The organism is Streptomyces sp. NPDC005955, assembly GCF_042871255.1.
Lineage (GTDB): Bacteria > Actinomycetota > Actinomycetes > Streptomycetales > Streptomycetaceae > Streptomyces.
Map to the genome: position 1 here is coordinate 503,571 of NZ_JBIAIF010000004.1, position 17,869 is coordinate 521,439.

At 72.5% G+C, this 17,869-nt stretch carries 16 protein-coding genes; 12 read left to right on the top strand and 4 right to left on the bottom strand.

All coding sequences use genetic code 11. The annotated features are described in order from the left end of the window. Positions 1–137: 137 nt before the first annotated feature. The gene (locus tag ACFYOU_RS13910; RefSeq protein ID WP_387001264.1) at positions 138–1,367 is read left to right on the top strand and encodes a DUF4032 domain-containing protein; all 1,230 of its coding nucleotides are present in this window, start codon (positions 138–140) and stop codon (positions 1,365–1,367) included. A gap of 31 nt (positions 1,368–1,398) precedes the next feature. On the opposite strand, the gene ACFYOU_RS13915 is transcribed toward ACFYOU_RS13910, so the two are convergent. Continuing rightward, a complete protein-coding gene (locus ACFYOU_RS13915; protein ID WP_391305585.1) occupies positions 1,399–1,914 on the bottom strand; it encodes a DinB family protein in 516 nt (171 codons plus the stop codon). Between the two features lie 108 nt (positions 1,915–2,022). After that, positions 2,023–2,508, bottom strand: coding sequence for a DUF5709 domain-containing protein (locus ACFYOU_RS13920; RefSeq protein WP_389766210.1), 486 nt, complete (start codon positions 2,506–2,508; stop codon positions 2,023–2,025). Positions 2,509–2,684: 176 nt separating this feature from the next. Here ACFYOU_RS13920 and ACFYOU_RS13925 point away from each other — a divergent pair, with 176 nt between their 5' ends. The 8 genes from ACFYOU_RS13925 to ACFYOU_RS13960 all read left to right on the top strand — a co-directional run bounded on the left by ACFYOU_RS13925 (position 2,685) and on the right by ACFYOU_RS13960 (position 10,455). Next, positions 2,685–3,602, top strand: coding sequence for a PfkB family carbohydrate kinase (locus ACFYOU_RS13925; RefSeq protein WP_391305586.1), 918 nt, complete (start codon positions 2,685–2,687; stop codon positions 3,600–3,602). Next, positions 3,599–4,609, top strand: coding sequence for an ABC transporter permease (locus tag ACFYOU_RS13930; protein ID WP_391305587.1), 1,011 nt, complete (start codon positions 3,599–3,601; stop codon positions 4,607–4,609). The genes ACFYOU_RS13925 and ACFYOU_RS13930 overlap by 4 nt, the downstream gene beginning before the upstream one ends. Before the next feature lie 145 nt (positions 4,610–4,754). Next, on the top strand, positions 4,755–5,789 hold the full coding sequence (locus ACFYOU_RS13935; RefSeq protein WP_391305590.1) for a substrate-binding domain-containing protein: 1,035 nt from the start codon (positions 4,755–4,757) through the stop codon (positions 5,787–5,789). Next, positions 5,789–7,324 (top strand): ATP-binding cassette domain-containing protein, encoded by a 1,536-nt coding sequence (locus tag ACFYOU_RS13940; protein ID WP_391305591.1) that lies wholly within the window; start codon positions 5,789–5,791, stop codon positions 7,322–7,324. The genes ACFYOU_RS13935 and ACFYOU_RS13940 overlap by 1 nt, the downstream gene beginning before the upstream one ends. Positions 7,325–7,365: 41 nt before the next feature. After that, positions 7,366–7,821, top strand: coding sequence for a D-ribose pyranase (gene rbsD, locus ACFYOU_RS13945; RefSeq protein ID WP_391305593.1), 456 nt, complete (start codon positions 7,366–7,368; stop codon positions 7,819–7,821). A 104-nt stretch (positions 7,822–7,925) separates the two neighbouring features. Next, positions 7,926–8,639, top strand: coding sequence for a deoxyribose-phosphate aldolase (gene deoC, locus ACFYOU_RS13950; RefSeq protein WP_391305595.1), 714 nt, complete (start codon positions 7,926–7,928; stop codon positions 8,637–8,639). 71 nt (positions 8,640–8,710) lie between these two features. Beyond that, positions 8,711–9,469 carry a GntR family transcriptional regulator gene (locus ACFYOU_RS13955; protein WP_389767602.1) on the top strand — a complete coding sequence of 253 codons (759 nt, stop codon included), beginning with the start codon at positions 8,711–8,713 and terminating at the stop codon, positions 9,467–9,469. 86 nt (positions 9,470–9,555) lie between these two features. Beyond that, a complete protein-coding gene (locus tag ACFYOU_RS13960) occupies positions 9,556–10,455 on the top strand; it encodes an SPFH domain-containing protein (protein ID WP_391305597.1) in 900 nt (299 codons plus the stop codon). On the opposite strand, the gene ACFYOU_RS13965 is transcribed toward ACFYOU_RS13960, so the two are convergent. Further along, complete coding sequence (locus ACFYOU_RS13965; RefSeq protein WP_391305599.1) at positions 10,418–11,695, bottom strand: cytochrome P450; 1,278 nt, start codon at positions 11,693–11,695, stop codon at positions 10,418–10,420. The two genes, ACFYOU_RS13960 and ACFYOU_RS13965, sit on opposite strands and share 38 nt — an antisense overlap. Positions 11,696–11,993: 298 nt before the next feature. On the opposite strand from ACFYOU_RS13965, the gene ACFYOU_RS13970 reads away from it, so the two are divergent. Further along, positions 11,994–13,016: a Gfo/Idh/MocA family oxidoreductase gene (locus ACFYOU_RS13970; RefSeq protein WP_391305601.1), complete on the top strand. Its 1,023-nt coding sequence runs from the start codon at positions 11,994–11,996 to the stop codon at positions 13,014–13,016. 375 nt (positions 13,017–13,391) lie between these two features. Continuing rightward, positions 13,392–14,837, top strand: a complete 1,446-nt coding sequence (locus ACFYOU_RS13975; protein WP_391305603.1) for a SpoIIE family protein phosphatase — start codon at positions 13,392–13,394, stop codon at positions 14,835–14,837. A gap of 24 nt (positions 14,838–14,861) precedes the next feature. Here the strand turns inward: ACFYOU_RS13975 and ACFYOU_RS13980 are convergent, their stop codons facing one another. Then, complete coding sequence (locus tag ACFYOU_RS13980; RefSeq protein ID WP_385761605.1) at positions 14,862–16,355, bottom strand: hypothetical protein; 1,494 nt, start codon at positions 16,353–16,355, stop codon at positions 14,862–14,864. A 243-nt stretch (positions 16,356–16,598) separates the two neighbouring features. On the opposite strand from ACFYOU_RS13980, the gene ACFYOU_RS13985 reads away from it, so the two are divergent. Next, on the top strand, positions 16,599–17,786 hold the full coding sequence (locus ACFYOU_RS13985) for an aminoglycoside phosphotransferase family protein (RefSeq protein WP_389767591.1): 1,188 nt from the start codon (positions 16,599–16,601) through the stop codon (positions 17,784–17,786). Positions 17,787–17,869: the final 83 nt, after the last annotated feature.

The window sequence follows — 17,869 nt, forward strand, 5'->3', positions numbered from 1 at the left end:
CGCCCTCCTCGCCGTCCCCACTGCCCCTACCCCCCTGACGTACGACGCATCCGGGCGTCCGACCGGCCGGTCAGCCCGCGCGCCCGACGGGCACCGCCGTTGCCGTCCCGCGGTGCCGGGCCAGTAGCTTACGGTCCATGGTTCTTCAGATCAGCGCCACCAATCCCGAGCACCCGGCCCTCCTCCTCGACCTGCCCTGGGACGTCCCCCTCGAACACTGGCCCGAGGAACACCTAGTGGCGTTGCCACGCGGCATCTCCCGGCACGTGGTCCGTTACGCGCGGGCGGGAGACGAGGTGGTCGCGGTCAAGGAGCTGGCCGCCAGACCGGCGCTGCGCGAGTACGAACTGCTCCGCGTCCTGGACCGGCTGGGCATACCCGGGGTCGACCCGCTGGCCGTGGTCACCGGCCGGACGGACACCTCGGGCGAACCCCTGGAGCCGGTGTTGATCACCCGCCATCTGAAGGGTTCGCTGCCGTACCGGTCGATGTTCGAGACGACGATGCGGCCCTCCACCATGGGCCGCCTGATGGACGCGCTGGCCGTGCTGCTGGTGCGGCTGCACCTGGCCGGCTTCGCGTGGGGCGACTGCTCCTTGTCGAACACCCTGTTCCGACGGGACGCGGGCGCGTTCGCGGCGTACCTGGTGGACGCCGAGACCGGGGAGCTGCACGAGCGCCTCAGCAACGGTCAGCGCAGCTACGACGTGGACCTGGCCCGGGTGAACATCGCCGGTGAGCTGATGGACCTGGAGGCGGCGGGGGCGCTGCACCCCTCGGTGGACCCGGTGGAGTTCGGCACGACGATCTGCGGACGGTACGAGGAGCTGTGGACCGAGCTGACCCGACGGTCGGTGTACCCGGTCGGCAAGCGGCACTACATCGACCGGCGGATACGTCGGCTCAACGACCTCGGGTTCGACGTCGCCGAGATGCAGATCAGCCAGGGCGACGTGGGCGACACCGTCACCTTCGTGCCCAAGGTGGTCGACGCGGGTCACCACCAGCGCCAACTGCTGCGGCTGACCGGCCTCGACACCGAGGAGAACCAGGCCCGGCGGCTGCTCAGTGACCTGGAGAGCTGGATGGCGACCCAGGACGACTACGCGCCCGGGGACCCCCTGGGGGCGCGTCCCGAGGTCCTGGCCCACCGCTGGGTGCGTGAGGTGTTCCGGCCCACCGTCCGGTCCGTTCCGCTGGAGATCCGGGGGCAGTTGGACCCGGCGCAGATCTTCCACGAGTTGCTGGAGCACCGCTGGAGCATGTCGGAGCGCGCCCAGCACGACGTGGGGCTCGACGCGGCGGCGAGGGACTACGTCGACAACTGGCGCCCCCCGGTGATGGAGAGCGCCCCCGAAGCGGAGTGAACGGGTACCGCCGCGACGCGCGGCCCACCGTTCAGGAGGCCGCGCGCACCATCCTCAACTGGCCGATCTCGGCGACGTTCTTCATGAGTTCCGCGTTCACCCACGCCAGCAGGTGGGCCACCGTGTAGGTGGGGTCGTCGGGCACCGGGTAGGACGCCGGCACGTCGAGGTCGGCGTCGCCGAGCCCGTCGAGCAGGGTCGTCCACTGTCCGTGCAGCCCCCGCAACCAGCCGATGGCGGCGTCGCCGTCGCCGGGCCAGGTGACCTCGGTACGGTCCCGGGGAGTGCGCCCGTGCACGTGGTCGAGGGCGGTGGACCACCACCAGCCGATGTGCCAACTCAGCCAGCCGATGGTGGGCACGGGGACGGGATCGGGCTCGACGTCCGCCCAGTCGGGCACCCAGGAGCCGTCCTCGGCGGGCCGGACGTTCCAGCTGAGGGGGGCGGGCTCGGCGAGGAAGTCGCCCGGTTCCAGCCGCTCCAGGTGGTACGCGAAGAGGGACCAGGTCAGGTCGAACTGCCAACGCAGCACAGCGATTCGGTTCACGGTCACCGACTGACCCAAGCACAGGGCGGGGGCCGGTGAAACGGATTTTCCGGTGACCAGCCGACGGGGCCGCGTGGTCGCCGCCCGGCCCCGTCGGTCGGGCGTCCCCTACCAGCCGTCGCGGGCGGCGCGTTCGTCCTCCGGCTCGACCAGGTGGACGGCGGCCTCCTCGGCGGAGGCCGCCGCACCGTCGATGCCGACGTCCTGGGCGACCAGGTCACCGACGGTGTTCTCGTGGGCGCCCTCGTCGGGGGCGACCAGACGGCCGGCGCGGGCCGCGCCGACTTCGCCGTCCCGCGGTTCGCCGTCGGTATCGACGGTGTCACCGATGCCGTCCCCCTCGGGTTCCCGCACGTCCGGCAGCTCCTCGGCCAGCCGCTCGTCCAGGGTCTCGCCGCGCAGCTGATCGGCGAAGGTCAGGTCCTCCCGGTCGACGGCGCGCGGGCGGTCGGGCGGGGAGTAGCCCCGGTCCAGCGGGTCGTCGACGCCGTCGGCGACGAGGGTGTCCGCCGCGTCGAGCAGCCCCTCGTCGTCCTGCACCTCGGACCCGTCGGGCTGATAGACGTCATCGCCGCGGGCGTTGTCGCGGTCCATGTCTTCCATCGTCCACCCGCGTCCCCGTTCCGCACCCCGGGCCGTGCCCCGGCCGCTGGGCCATGCCCCGGACGGCGACACGAAAGTTCACCTCGTCTTCCCCTATTGACTAGGGACATCCCTGTACCTACATTCCTCATGTCCATAGTTGTCCACGTACAAAGTGCGGTGCATCGATGAAGATCGCTGTTGTCGGCAGCTACGGCGCCGGTCTCACCATGAGGGTCCCGAGGTCACCGGTCGCGGGCGAGACCCTGTCCGGCGGAACCTTCGATTCCGGCCCCGGCGGCAAGGGCAGCAACCAGGCCATCGGCGCCGCCCGGCTGGGCGCCGACGTCGCCCTGCTGACCGCCCTCGGGGACGACGACTTCGGCCGCGCCGCCCGGGCGCTGTGGCGGGCGGAGGGGGTGCGCGCCGACCACGTGGTGACCACGGCGGCGCCGACCATGGTCGGTTTCATCCTGGTCGAGCCCTCGGGCGAGAACCGCATCGTCATCGCACCGGGCGCCCTCGACGAACTCGGCGCGGACGCCGTCGAGGCGTTCCGCGGGGAGATCGCCGCCGCCGACGTCCTGGTGGTGTCGATGGAGATCCCCGAGGAGGCCGTGGCCGCCGCCCTGCGCACCGCCCGCGCGACGGGCACCCGGACCCTGCTGAACCCCGCGCCCGCCCGACCGCTGGGCGACGACCTGTGGCCGCTCATCGACGTGATCACCCCGAACCAGACCGAGGCCCCCGTCCTCCTCGGTCTCGACCCCGGGCACGGCCTGACCGACGAGGACCTGGTGCGCGCCCTGCGGGAACGCACCGGCGCGGTCGCCGTGCTCACCCGGGGCGGCGCGGGGGCCCTGATCGCCCGGGAGGACACCGTGACGGCGACCCCGCCCTCCCCGGTCGGCTCCGTCGTCGACACCACCGGAGCCGGGGACGCGTTCACCGCCGCGCTCGCCGTCCGACTCGCCGCGGGCGACGCCCCCGAGCGGGCCGTGCGGTACGCCGCCGCCGCGGGCGCCCACGCCGTCACCGTGGCCGGGGTCGTCCCCGCCCTGCCCACCCGAGACCAGCTAGCCGCCCGGATTGGAACCGCCCCGTGACCTCAACGACCTCGACCCCCGCCCCGGCGCGGGAGTTCGCGCTCCCGCTGCGCAGACTGCTGCACGCCCGCGAGGCGGGCGTGTTCGCCGCACTGGTCCTGCTCTTCCTGCTCGGCACCGTCCTCACCCCCGGGTTCGCGCAGTCCGACAACCTGCTGTCGGTCGGTCAACAGATCGCCCAGATCGGCATCATGGCCGTCGGCGTGACGTTCGTGATCGTCAACGGGGAGATCGACCTCTCGGTCGGCTCGACGTACGCGCTGTCGGCGATCTCGACCGGCATGCTGATCTCGGACGGCTGGGCCTGGCCGCTCGCCATGGGGACCGGGCTCGCCGTGGGAGCGCTGGCCGGCCTGCTCAACGGGCTCGCCGCGGTGGTGCTCGGCGTGCCCTCGTTCATCGTCACGCTGGGAACGCTCAGCGTCTTCCGCGGGATCGCCCTGTTGATCTCGGACGGCGCCCCGATCTCGCTCAGTTCCTCGCAGTCCGGCGTCGCCGAGTTCAACCTGCTCGGTCAGGGCGAGTTGTTCGGCGTCATCCCGATGCAACTGGTGTTCTTCGCCGCCGTCGCCGCGATCGGCGTGGTGCTGCTGGCCCGCTCCCGATTCGGCTTCAACTCCTACGCGGTCGGCGGTAACCGCGAAGCCGCCCGGCTGGTCGGCGTCCACGTCAACCGGGTGAAGCTGACCGCGTTCGTCTTGTCCGGCTTCACCGCCGGCCTCGCCGGAGTGCTCGGGCTGTCGTTCCTCTCCTACGTCCAGGGCGTCACCGGACAGGGGCTCGAACTCACCGTGATCTCCGCGGTCATCATCGGCGGCGCGGCCCTGTTCGGCGGCTCCGGCACCATGTGGGGCACCGTCATCGGCGTCGCCTTCATCGGACTGCTCCAGAACATCCTGAACATCCGGGGGATCTCCTCCTTCTGGCAGACCGTCGTCACCGGTCTGGTCATCGTCGCCGCCGTCGCCGCCGACACCTGGCAGCGCAGACGCAAGTCCCGCGCCTGACACCCCCGTTCTCCCCCGCTCGACACCGGACCGTCCTGACCGCCCCCACGGAGGACACCGCCGCGCCCGCCGCGCACCGTCCCACCCGCGCGCCGCGCCCGGCACCACTGACCACTCCCCCCCCGCACGACAAGGAAGTCCTGCCATGTCCCGTCGCACCCCTGCGTGCAGAGGTCTCCTCGCGCTCGCCACCGTCACCGCCGCCCTCGCCGTCACGGCGTGCGGCGCCGTCCAGCCCGCCGACGGCGGCGGCCATGACGACGGCTCGTTCACGCTCGCCCCGTACATCCAGGAGCGCGTCGACGACGGCGAGCCGATGCGCGTCAAGCTGAGCTACCACGACCCCTCCCTCGCGTTCGCGACACCGATCACCGCGGGCATGAAGAAGGCCGCCGCCGAGTTCGGCGCCGAGACCGCCCTGATCGGCCCCACCGGCGGGGACGCGGCCCAACAGGTCTCCGAGATCCAGACCCTGATCCAGCAGAAGGCCCTCGACGGGCTCGCCGTCTCCTCCGCCTCCAGCGACGCCCTGAAGCCGGTGATCTCCCAGGCGTACCGGGCGGGCGTCCCGGTGATCTCGTTCAACACCGACAACCCCGACTCCCAGCAGATGGGCTTCGTCGGCCAGGACCTCAAGGGCTCCGGGAAGGCGCAGGCCGAACGGCTGGTCAAGGAGCTGGGCGCGAAGGGCTCGACGAAGAGCGGCACGGTGGTCGTCTTCTCCGTGGACACCGGGGCGGGCTGGTCGCACGACCGGTTCGGCGGTTTCGAGGAGGGCCTCGCGGGCAGCGGTCTGAAGGTCGTCGGACCGGTCAACGTCGGCAACGAGCCCAGCGCCGCGTACAACACCGTCGAGTCGACGATGTCCGGTCAGCAGGACGTGGTCGCCGTCGCCGGGCTCGACTGCTGCTCCACCACGGCCGCCGCCAAGTGGGTGGCGGGCTCCGCCGACCGGGACGACGTCGTGGTCGGCGGCTTCGACCTGCTGCCGCAGACCGCGGAGTACCTCACCCAGGGCGTCGTCGACTTCACCATCAGCCAGAACCCGACCGAACAGGGCTACCAGGCCGTGAAGGTGCTCCACGACTTCCTCACCGACGGCACCGGGGTGCAGGGCGTGAACACCGGCGCGCAGTTCGTCACGCGGGACAACCTCGCCTCCGCCACGGTGGAGAAGTGATGGCCGCCGCCCAGGACGCCCCCGCGGCCCCCTTCGCCGTCAGCGTGCGCGGACTGTCCCGCAGCTTCGGCCCGGTGCGGGCGCTGTCCGACGTGTCGTTCGACGTGCGGCCCGGCGAGACCACCGCACTGCTCGGCGAGAACGGTGCCGGCAAGTCGACGCTCCTCAAGATCCTCGCCGGACTGCAACCGCCCAGCGACGGCACCGTCACCGTCTTCGGCGAGCGGGTCACCACGTACTCCCCCAGCGCCCTGCTCGACCGGTACGGCGTGGCGATCGTCCCGCAGGAACTCTCCCTGCTGCCCGACCGCAGCGTGGCCGAGAACGTGCTGAGCGGAGTGGAACCCGGCACCCGCTGGTTCCCCTCCCGGCGCCGCATGGTCGAACGCACCCGGGAGCTGCTGGCCGAACTCGACCTCGCCCTCGACCCCACCGCCCCCGTACGCACGCTGGACCTCGCCACCCAACAACTGGTCGTGGTCGCCCGGTCCATCGCCCGGGGCTGCCGCGTACTGATCCTCGACGAGCCGACGGCGATGCTCACCCCCGCCGAGGCCGAGCGGCTGTTCGCCCTGATGGACCGGCTCAAGGCGGCGGGGACGACGATGCTGTACGTCTCCCACCGGATGCCGGAGGTCTTCCGGCTGGCCGACCGGATCGAGGTCCTGCGCGACGGCAGCCACGTCGCCTCCTGGCGCGGCACCGACACCACGCCGGACCGGGCGGTGGCCGCGATGGTCGGCCGTGAACTCGGCGGCTTCGACCGGCGCGCGGCCCCGCCCGTCGACCCCGCGACGGCGCCCGCCCTGCGGGTACGGGAGCTGAGCGGCCGACGGCACCGGGACGTCACGTTCGACCTACGGCCCGGGGAGATCCTGGGGGTCGCGGGCCTGCCCGACTCCGGCCGGGTGGAACTGCTGCACAACGTCTTCGGCGGCGACCGGGGCACCGGCGGCACCGTCGAACTGCTCGGCCGGCCCTACGCACGGCGCGACCCGATCGCCAGCGTCGAGCGCCGGCTGGCCTTCGTGCCGGGCGAACGACGGGCCCAGGGCCTGCTGAGCACGATGAGCGTGGGCGAGAACGTCGGCGTACTGACCGCGAAGGCGTTCAGCCGCTTCGGGTTGATCCGCCGGGGGGCCTTCGACCGGCGGGCCGCCGAGCAGGCCGAACGGCTGCGGGTGAAGACCGCGACCCTGGACCAGCCCATCACCAGCCTGTCGGGCGGCAACCAGCAGAAGGCCGTCCTCGGTCGTTGGCTCGCCATCGACCCGGGCGTACTGATCCTCGACGAACCGACCCGCGGCGTGGACGTCGGCGCCAAGGCCGAGATCTACGAGCAGTTGTTCGCCCTCGCCGACCGGGGGCTCGCCATCCTCTGTTCCTCCTCCGACCTGCCCGAACTGCTCGCCCTCACCGACCGGATCGCGGTGATGAGCGAGGGCCGGCTCGTCGCGGTGGTCGACGCCGCGTCGGCCACGGAGGAGTCCCTCATGACCCTGGCGACGGGCGCCGCGGTCGCGCCGGCCCGCTGACGCACCCCCGTCGCCCCCACCCACCCGAAAGGAACCGTCCGATGAAGCGCACCGGCATCCTCCACGCCGAACTGAGCGGGGCGCTCGCCACGCTCGGCCACACCGACCTGTTGTTGGTCGTCGACGCCGGCTTCCCCGTCCCGCGCGACGCCCACCGGATCGATCTGGCGCTCGCCGAGAACCTCCCCGACCTGCGTACCGTCCTCGCCCTGATCGCCGACGAACTGGTGGTGGAGGGCGTGGTGCGGGCGGAGAACGTCCCCAGCCACCATCCGCGGCTCGACTCCTGGCTGCACGAGCGCTTCGCCGGCGCCGAGTTCACGACCCGCCCGCACGCCGAAGTACTGGGCCGGTTGGCCCGCGAGGCGAAGGTCGTCGTCCGGACCGGGGCCTTCGAGCCCTGGGGCAACATCGGCCTGTACTGCGGTGTCGACGCGCCCCGGTGGTTCGGCGGGGAGGGCGTCGTGGTGCCCGAGGAGTACGCGTCCCGGATCTGACCCTCCCACCCCCGGGCGGGCGCGATCCGCCCGACCCGGACCCCGGCGGACCCCCGCCACCGACCCCTCACTGTTGTCCGTCCACCGCGACAAGGAGACACCCCGTGTCCGACACCCTCACCAGCCCCGCCGAACTGGCCCTCACGCCCGCGGAGTTGGCGCCCTACATCCAACACACCAAGATCGAGTCGAACGCCACCCGGGACGACATGGTCGCCCACGCCCGGGAAGCGGCCCGGTACGGCTTCAACGCGGCGATGGTCCCCGCCTCCTGGGTGCCCGTCGTCGCCGCCGAGCTGCGCGGCACCGGAATCGGCATCGCGTCGGCCCTCGACTTCCCGACGGTCGGCGTCATGACCAGCGCCGGCAAGGCGGCCGAGGCGGCCGAGATCGCCCGGCTCGGCGCGACCCAGCTCGACATGGGCGTACAGATCGGCTGGCTCAAGAGCGGGATGTACGACGAGTTCCGCGAGGACATCGCGGGCGTCGTCCGCGCCTCGGGACTGCCCGTCAAGGTCATGCTCGAACTGCCGCTGCTCACCGAAGAGGAGCGGGAGACCGCCGTCGAACTGGCCATGGAAGCCGGCGTATCATACCTGAAGAACGCCAGCAGCGGTCAGCTCGAAACCGCGAACCCGACGAGTGTTCGCTACCTTGTCGACCGGGCCCGCGACGGCGTCCAGGTGAAGGCGTCCGGTTCCATCAAGCACGCGCAGCAAGCACGGGAACTGTTGCACGCCGGTGCGGTGCTCCTCGGCACCAGCGCCGGGGTGGAGATCGTCACCGACACCGCCGACGAGTCGACCACCAGCTACTGACCCGCCGCCGTGCCCCGGCGTCCGTGCGACGCCGGGGCACGGCGCTCCCCCCGGAAAGGAGACGCCGCACCGTGACGGCCGACGAAGCCGGTCTGCCCGACATCCGGCGTGATGTCCCCACCGCGATCCACACCCAGATCTCGGAACACATCCGCCTGCGGATCGCGAGCGGCCAGTGGCCCGCCCACTACCGGCTCAAGAGCGAACCGGAACTCGCCCAGGAGTTCGGGGTCAGCCGGGGCACCCTGCGGCGCGCCCTGGTGACCCTCATCGAGGAGGGCTTGCTGCGGCAGGTGCGCGGGCGCGGGACGTTCGTCACCTCCACCGTCATCGAACCCGCCATCGCCCAGAAGCTGAGCACCCTCTCCGAGGACTTCGCCAGCCAGGGCGTGGTGACCTCCACCGTGGTGCGGGAGTGCGCGCTGATCACCCCGCCCCGTCCCGTCGCCGCGCTGCTCGACGTCCCGCCGGCCACCCGCGTGCTCCGGCTGGTGCGGGTGCGCAGCACCGCGGACGGGCCGGTCGCCCTGCTGTTCAACTTCGTGCGCACCGATCTCGCGCCGGGCATCGAGGGGTCGGACTTCACCGACTCCAGCCTCTTCGGCGTCCTGGAGAACACCTACGGCCTGAAGATCGCGACGGCCCGCCGCACGTTCTCCGCCGAGGCCGCCTCGACGGAGGTCGCCCAGGCCCTGTCACTGGCCCCGGGCAGTCCGGTCCAGTACCTCCAGCAGGTCACCTATCTGGCGGACGACCATCCGGTGGAGTATTCGGACGTCTGGATCCACAGCGGTCGGCTGCGCGTGACGTCCCTGCTGCTGCGCAGGTAGCGGGCCCGGCCCCGAAGGCGCGGCCCGGGCAGCGCCGGGCGGGCATACCCTGGTACGGGGGACGCCTCGGAGGTCTGGGGGTCGCCATGATCCAGGAGCTGATAGGGGCGGCCGTGGGGCTCGCGGGTGTCGCGGGCGTGTACACGGCTGCCGCCGCCCGGGTCGTCAAGCAGTACGAGCGGGGCGTGGTGCTGCGCCTGGGACGGCTGTACGGCGGGGTGCGCGAGCCCGGTTTCACCATGGTGGTCCCGGTGGTGGACCGACTGCACAAGGTGAACATGCAGATCATCACGATGCCGGTGCCCGCCCAGGAGGGCATCACCCGGGACAACGTGACGGTGCGGGTGGACGCGGTGGTCTACTTCCGGGTGGTGGACGCCGCCAACGCGATCATCCGGGTCGAGGACTACCGGTTCGCGGTGTCCCAGATGGCGCAGACCTCGTTGCGTTCGATCATCGGCAAGAGCGATCTGGACGACTTGCTGTCGAACCGCGAGAAGCTCAACGAGGGCCTGGAGCTGATGATCGACAGCCCGGCCGTCGGCTGGGGCGTGCAGATCGACCGGGTGGAGATCAAGGACGTGTCGCTGCCCGAGACGATGAAGCGTTCGATGGCGCGCCAGGCGGAGGCCGACCGTGAGCGGCGGGCCCGGGTCATCAACGCCGACGCCGAGCTCCAGGCGTCCAAGAAGCTCTCCGAGGCGGCCGGGGTGATGTCCAAGGAGCCCGCGGCGCTCCAGTTGCGGCTGCTCCAGACCGTGGTCGCGGTGGCCGCCGAGAAGAACTCCACGCTGGTGCTGCCGTTCCCGGTGGAGTTGCTCAGGTTCCTGGAACGGGCCCAACGCACCCCCGAACCCGCCTCGCCCGACCCGCCGTCCGGGGACGGGGGCGGGGGCGAAGACACGCACGGGGTCGGCGAGGGCGGCGGGGAGCCGCGGGAACTCCCCGCTACCAAGCGACGGGAAGGACCCGCGGACCGCGGATGAACCCCTTGCTCTGGAAGGGGACGTCCTCGGGGGCCACGGCCAGCCGTAGGTCCGGGAAGCGGGACAGCAGGGTGGACACCATCACCTCGGACTCCATCCGCGCCAGCATCGCCCCCATGCAGTGGTGCGGGCCGTGGCCGAAGGACAAGTGTGCGGTGCCCTGCCGGTCGAAGTCGACGGTGTCGGGATCGTCGAAGACCTCGGGGTCGCGGTTGGCCGCGAGGTAGGACGCGTAGACCGCCTCGCCCGCACGGATCGACGCTCCGCCGACCTCGACGTCCTCGGTGGCGATCCGGGGCAGGCCGACGCCGTTGCGGTGCGGGATGTGCCGGATCAACTCGTCCACCGCCTGCGGCAGGTCCTGCGGGTGGGCGCGCAGCCGGGCCATCAGCTCCGGGCGGGTCAGCAGCACGAACACCATGTTGGCGCTGTTGTAGCGGACCGCGTGGGCGCCGCTGACCAGGATCGCCGTGGCCAGCGAGACGGCCTCGGCCTCGGTGATGTCCCCGGCCCCCATCGCCTCGGCGAGCGCTCCGGCCAGGTCGTCGGAGGGCTGGTCCCGCCGGGCGTGGAGCAGTTCCACGATGAACGCGGTGACGCGCGCCTTGGCCTCGTTGCCGGCCTTCGGGGTGGTCATCGACAAGATGACGTCGCCCCAGCCGACGAGCCCGTCGCGGTCGTCGCGCGGCACGCCGAGCAGGTCGCAGACGACGGCGAGCGGGACCGGTGCGTGCAGGTGCTCCATCAGGTCGGCCGGGGAGCCGTGTTCCTCCATGCGGTCGAGGAAGGTGTCGCAGGTCTCTTGGGCGAGCGGTCGCAGCCGCTTCATGGCCTGTCCCGTGAACGCCTTCTGCACGCTCTTGCGCAAGCGGCTGTGGTAGGGCGGGTCGGCGTAGTTGAGGCCGGCGGTGGAGGCGACCCGGTGGCCCGACATGCCGGTGACGGTCGTCTCGGTGAGGGCGGTCCGGCTGAACCGCGGGTCGGAGGTGACGAACTTGACGTCCTCGTAGCGGGTGACCAGCCAGGCCTCGTGGCGGTCCCCCGCGAAGGGCAGGGTGATCCGGGCGACCCCCTCCCCGTGCAGCACGTCGGACAGGAGCGGGTCGAAGGTGAGCGCCGGGAGGTCGTCGACGGCCCAGTCGCGCACGGGGTGCTCGGCCGGGCGACCGGGCGGCGGGCTCGGGTGGGCCGACCCGGCGGGAGAAGCGGTCGGGGCGGTGTCGCTGGGCCGGTAGGTCATCGTCGTCGTTCTCCCCGGGTCGGGTGCCGCCGCCGTCCGGCACGCGGGTGCGCACCGTCCCGTGCGGCGCGCGGGTGCGGGCCCGGGGGAGGCGCGCGGCGACCCGACGCCCGGGCCCCTGGTCACGTCGATGGCTTCCCGCTCGGGCACCCGTCCGACGCCTCCCGCTCCGCCCGCCGCCCGAACGGAGCAGACGCCCCGGCGACCCGGGGGCCGACCGCACGGCGGCCGTGGCACGATGCCGGGGCGCGGGCCGACGCCCGTGGCGTGGTGCTTTCGAGTCGTGGGGAGGACGTCGGTGAGCCGGAGCGTGGGGGTGGCGGTGCTGGGCGCCGGCCGCATGGGCGCCGATCACGTACGGCGGATCGACCGGGTCACCCCCGGCGCGCGGGTGGTGGCGGTGGCCGATCCGGACGCGGAGCGGGCGCGGAGCGCCACGGCGGGGATCGACGACGTGGTCGTGCACACCGATCCGCTCGGCGCCCTGGACGCGCCCGGGGTGGACGCCGTGCTGGTGGCCTCCCCGGACGAGGCGCACGAGGAGGCGGTGCTGGCGGCGTTCGCGCGCGGGCTGCCGGTGCTGTGCGAGAAGCCGCTGGCCACCGGGGCCGAGGCGGCGCTGCGGGTGGTGGCGGCCGAGGAACGGCTCGGCCGCCGGCTGCTGCGGCTCGGCTTCATGCGGCGCAGCGACAGCGAGTACCTGCGGCTGCGGGAGGTGCTGCGCTCGGGGCGGCTGGGGCGGCCCCTGATGGTGCACTGCGTGCACCGCAATGTGTCGTCGCCGCCCGGATTCACCTCGCAGATGCTGGTCAGCAGTTCGGTGGCGCACGAGATCGACGCGGCGCGCTGGCTGCTCGGGGAGGAGGTCGTGGCCGTGACGGCGTTGCGGCCGCGCCCGTCGGGGTTCGCACCGGCCGGGTTGGCCGATCCCCAGTTCGTGCTGTTCGAGACCGAGGGCGGGGTGCTGGTGGACGTGGAGGTCTTCGTGAACAGCGGTTTCGGCTACCAGGTGCGGTGCGAGGCGGTCTGCGAGCGGGGAGCGGTACGGATCGGCGCGGAGCCGGGGCCCGTGGTGGAGTCGGCGGCGGGTGCGGTGCGGGAGGTTCCGCAGGACTTCCTGCCGCGCTTCGCGGATGCGTACGACCGGGAGGTGCGGTCCTGGGTGGCGGACGTCCGGGCGGGCCGCACGACGGGCGCGAGCGCCTGGGACGGGTACACGGCGGCGCTGGTCGCCGAGGCGGGGGTCCGGGCCGGGCGGACGGGGAGCCGGGTCACCCTGACGCCGCCGGAGCGACCGGCGCTGTACGCGCCACGGGAGTGAGGCGGGACCGGAACGGGTGCGAGGGCGGGGCGCTTCGGACGGACCGCACACCCATGGCATATGTGATTCACGCCACGCAACCCACGGTAACCCGACATTGCCCCGCAATCACCCAACGGGGCCATTTGCTGCATATCGCATTCGCGCATGCGATCGATGACCCCGCGTCACCAGCCAAACGCACGGAGTGGGAGACTGGAGCGCCCTCACGGTCGACACAGGGAACGGGGCCACCTGTATCGCCTTAGGCATATGCCTTGCGCAACCCCCTCTCGGGTGTTGCCAAATCCCTTACGGCACCTGCCGCGCTGTGCGACAGTCGTACCCGGTCCTCCCGCTCGTCCTGGCCGTACCGTTCCCTCTCCGGAGTACGTCATGCCACCCCATGTCTTCGCGGACCGCGTCGCAGACCCGTCACCCCCGCCGCATGACCCGGTCGACTCGCTGATCACGCAGACCCGCCGACTGCGGGGGGACATCAACGCGGTGCGCCGCGGCACCCCTCCCGGAGACGAGTCCCTAGCGCGGTGGCGGCGGGCCCTGTGCGACCTGGCCCTGCGCCACCTGGGCGACCTGGACGGACACCTCGCCCAACTGCGCGAGGGACCGCCGGACGTCCGGAGCACCCCGGACCGCGGCACGCCCAGCGTCCTGACCCCTGCGGGCCGACACCCCGGCACCGAGCGCCGCCCCGGCTCCCCGCTCGCCCGCGCGGGTGGCGCGGAGTGGAACCTCCTCACCGACGAAGCCGTCTGGACCGGTGAGTTGTACGCGATCCTCGGCCTCGACCCGTCCACCCCACCGCTCACCCTCGACGAACTCCCCTCGCTGGTCCACCCCGAGGACCAACCGCTGCTCACCGCGATGGTCACCGGCTGCCTGATCGACGGCAAACCCCTCGACGGCGAGTTCCGGATCGCCCGCCCCGACGGCACCGAGCGCACCGTCCACATGGCCGGGGAACCCGTCCTCGACGTCGACGGCAGCACCGCCGCCATGTGGGCCGTGGTGCGCGACGTCACCGAACTACGGCGCAGCGAACGGGACGTGCGCCGCACTCGCGAGTCCCTGCACCACGAGGACCACGTCGAACGGGCCGCCCACCAGGTGGCCGTCGCCCTCCAGGAAGCCGTGCTCCCGCCGTGGGGCGGGCCCCTGCGCTACCCGCGCCGGGGCCCGGGGCTCGACCTGGCCGCCCACTACCTGCCGTCCTCGACCAGCGCACTGATTGGCGGCGACTGGTACGACGCACTGGAACTGCCGGACTCCGACGTCCTGGTCAGCGTCGGTGACCTCACCGGCCACGGCGTCTCCGTCACCTCCGGGATGGCCCTGCTGCTCGGCGGTCTGCGCGCCACGGCCACGGCCGGCTCCGCGCCCGCCCCGCTCCTGGGACTGCTCAACCACCTCCTCGACGCCTCGGTCCAACCCTCCCTGGGCAGCGCCGTGGTCTGCCGCTACCGACCGGCCTCCCGCACCCTGCAATGGGCACAGGCCGGACACCCCGCCCCGCTGCTGTTCCGCGACGGGACGGGGCGTGCGCTGCGCCCACCGGACGGTGTCCTCCTCGGCGCCACCACGGGAGCCGTCTACGCCCAGGCCGAGGAGCAACTGGACCCCGGTGACCTGCTGTTGCTCCACACCGACGGACTCGTCCCCCGGCACTCCGGTACCGCCGCCACCCAGCGGCTGCTCGCCCTGGCACCGCGGTTCGCCCGGGCCGGTTGCGCACAGGAGTGCGTACGACTGGTGGTCGAGGAACTGGGTGAGCGGGAACGCGAGGACGACGCCTGCGTGCTCGTCGCCCGGGTCACCGACTGAACGGGCGGTCCGTCCTCCCGGTCGTCACGCCGTGGCGGCCCCTCCTCCCCGGCGCTTCTCCTTGGGCATCACCAGTTCGATGCTCGTCCGCAGGTCCTCGATCTTCGGATAGCCCGAGAACTGGCTGGTCAAGCGGTACATCTCGCGCAGCCGGTCCCAGGTGCGGTGCGAGGAGTTCGCCCCGATCGAGGACAGGGCGAGGCGGGCGTACACATCGGCCTGTTCCGGGTCGTCGGCGATGAAGCAGGCCGAAGCCATCGAGATGTGGTCGAAGATCTGCGACCGGTCGTACCCCTCCTTGCGCAGGGCCAGTGCGCGCAGGGCGTGCCGCTGCGCCGTGTGCGCCGCCGCCGGTTCGTGTTCGGCGAGGGTGCGGTACGCCAGGGCCTGCATCCCGTGCAGGTCCGCCTCGTCGAACATCTGCATCCAGCTCGGCGGGGGCACGTCGCTGCGGTCGGACCCGAACAGGTCCTCCGCGTGCCCCAGGGTGCGGCGCATGGCCTGGCCCCGCCCCATCGATGCCTGGGCCCACGCCTCGATGGTGTAGAGCATCGCGCGGGTGCGGGGCAGGGTCTCGTCCCCGGAGCCCGACTGGGCGAGCTTCATCAGGTCGAGCGCGTCGTCGGGGCGGCCCAGGTGCACCATCTGCCGGGCGGCCCGGGACAGGGCCTCACTGGCCCGGGGCCGGTCACCGCCCTCGCGGGCGGCATGGGCGGCGATGACGAAGTACTTCTGGGCGGTCGGCTCCAGGCCGACGTCGTGGGACATCCAGCCGGCGAGGACGGCCAGATTGGCCGCGACGCCCCACAGCCTCTTCTGGATGGCTTCGGGGTGGCGGTACGACAGCATGCCGCCCACCTCGTTCAACTGGCCCACCACGGCCTTGCGTTGGAGTCCGCCGCCCCGGGACGCGTCCCATTTGCGGAACACCTCCACCGAGGTCTCCAGCCCCTCGATCTCCTGGAAACCGATGGGGGCCGCCTCGTAGCGGTCGGCCCCGGCGGGGTCGGCGCGCAACGGATCGAACATGAGGGGGGCGTCGGCCGCCAGGGCCGGATCGGTGTGCAGCCAGTCGTGCATGGCGCTGCTGAGTGCTGAGCCAGCGGCGAGCGCGGCACCCGCGCCCACCAAGCCGCGTCGGTTGAGCATGAGGTCCATTCCCGTGAATTCGGTGAGGACCGCGGCCGTCCGGTCGGGGGCCCAGGGCACGCCGTCGGGGTGCTCCGCACTCCCGGCGTCGCGCCGCTTGCCAGGGCGCCCGTGCCGGACCAGACCGAGATCCTCAGTGGTCACGACACGGCCGAGCCGCTCGGTGAACAGCGCCGCCAACACCCTGGGCACCGGATCGCGCGGAATCTCCCCCGTGTCGATCCAACGCCGCACCCGCGAGGTGTCGGTGGCCAGCTGCGGATGGCCCATGGCCGCCGCCTGCCGGTTCACCATCCTCGCGAGTTCGCCCTTGGACCAGCCGGCCAGGCCGAACAGGTCCGCAAGGCGGGTGTTGGGTTGTCCGCTCACGTCAAGCCCCCAGGATCTCGGCTGGGTCGACAGTATCGCCGGTAACTCCCGGGGCAGTTGCTGAGCGACTATTCGCCAGGGTTCGCCAGGGTCCGCCACATGGTGTGCCACCACACCCCGGGTGTCAGGTAGGAAGGCGCCACCTTGACCCGGCGGCCGAAGGACACTCCCCAGGGTGCCCGTCGGCCGCCGGGTCGGGGGGCGCAGGCAAACCGTCGGCACACGAAGGGATCTGTTTCGCCCATGTACGCAGCGTCGTCCTCCGTGTCCGCTCCGCCCCGGCTCCCACGCTCCTCCGCACCCCGTTCCGCCGCGCCGGCGGGACGGACGCGCGAGGCACCCCCGCAGCCGGGCGGCGGGCCCTACCTGGACCCCACGCGCTCCGCGTCGGGGGGCCGGACACGGCGCGTACCGGGACTCGGCACGGGCCCCCTCAGCGGACGGCTCGACCTGTCCGGCCCCCAGGGCACCCAACTGCGGGCGGCCATCGCATCGGTGCACCGGGTCTGCCCCGAGTTCGCGCCGGTGCAGGTCCTCAGGCGCAGCGGACGTTCGGTCCTGCTGGTCGGCACCACCGGCCGCAGCACCGCGGTCGCCAAGTGCCTGTTGGACCGGTCGCCGGTGTGGGCGGAGCGGAGCAGGCACGAAATAGCGGCATACCGCTCGTTCGTCCGGCACCGGCCGCCCGTACGGGCGCCGCGGCTGATCGCAGCGGACCCGGAGAACTGCACCCTCGTCATCGAGCGGATGCCGGGGCGCGCCGCCGCCCTGCAACGGCATCCGGTGGAGGCGCCGCCCCGGACGGACCTGCGGGCCGCCCTGGGTGCGGTGTGCAAGTTGAACCGTTGGCAACCCCCGGAGGGGGCGTTCGGTCGGCCCCTGGACTACGTCAACCGCATCAACCGGTACTACGAGTTGGGGCTGTTGACGGACCGGGACCTGGGCGACCTCCAGAAGTTGTTGCACGGCATCGCCCAGGCGGCGCAGTCGACGGGGCGTCAGGGCATGCTCCAGTTCTGCCACGGGGACGCCCTGTTGTCGAACATGCTGTTGTCGCCGCCGGGACCGGTGCTGGTCGACTGGGAGCACGCGGGGTGGTACCTGCCCGGCTACGACCTGGCGACGCTCTGGGCGGTCCTGGGTGACGCACCGATGGCCCGTCGTCAGATCATCACCCTGGCCCACGCGGAGGGCACGGCCTCCCGGGACGCGTTCCTGGTGAACCTGATGCTCGTGCTGACCCGGGAGATCCGGATGTACGAGACGGCAGTGCAGCGGTCGATGCAGGACGGTCCGCCGCCGGTCGCCCAGGGAGCGGGCCGGCCGGGCGGGCTGCCCTCCGGCGAGGAACAGCGGCTGCTGCTGCGGCGGTTGCACGACGACTGCCAGATGGCCCGCCGTGCGGTACGGGCGGCGGTGGGCACCCGCTGAGCCGGCCGGGACCACGCCGGCCGCCACCGGGCGGCCGTACCCAAAGGCCCGGACGGCCGCCACCGGGCGCGCGCCCGGGCGGA

Excerpts from the sequence above, each read along its gene's own strand:
- ACFYOU_RS13925 (WP_391305586.1), top strand. The coding sequence starts at position 2,685 with ATGAAGATCGCTGTTGTCGGCAGCTACGGCGCCGGTCTCACCATGAGG.
- ACFYOU_RS13960 (WP_391305597.1), top strand. The coding sequence starts at position 9,556 with ATGATCCAGGAGCTGATAGGGGCGGCCGTGGGGCTCGCGGGTGTCGCG.
- ACFYOU_RS13920 (WP_389766210.1), bottom strand. The coding sequence starts at position 2,508 with ATGGACCGCGACAACGCCCGCGGCGATGACGTCTATCAGCCCGACGGG.
- ACFYOU_RS13910 (WP_387001264.1), top strand. The coding sequence starts at position 138 with ATGGTTCTTCAGATCAGCGCCACCAATCCCGAGCACCCGGCCCTCCTC.
- ACFYOU_RS13985 (WP_389767591.1), top strand. The coding sequence starts at position 16,599 with ATGTACGCAGCGTCGTCCTCCGTGTCCGCTCCGCCCCGGCTCCCACGC.
- ACFYOU_RS13975 (WP_391305603.1), top strand. The coding sequence starts at position 13,392 with ATGCCACCCCATGTCTTCGCGGACCGCGTCGCAGACCCGTCACCCCCG.
- ACFYOU_RS13940 (WP_391305591.1), top strand. The coding sequence starts at position 5,789 with ATGGCCGCCGCCCAGGACGCCCCCGCGGCCCCCTTCGCCGTCAGCGTG.
- ACFYOU_RS13965 (WP_391305599.1), bottom strand. The coding sequence starts at position 11,695 with ATGACCTACCGGCCCAGCGACACCGCCCCGACCGCTTCTCCCGCCGGG.
- rbsD (WP_391305593.1), top strand. The coding sequence starts at position 7,366 with ATGAAGCGCACCGGCATCCTCCACGCCGAACTGAGCGGGGCGCTCGCC.
- ACFYOU_RS13935 (WP_391305590.1), top strand. The coding sequence starts at position 4,755 with ATGTCCCGTCGCACCCCTGCGTGCAGAGGTCTCCTCGCGCTCGCCACC.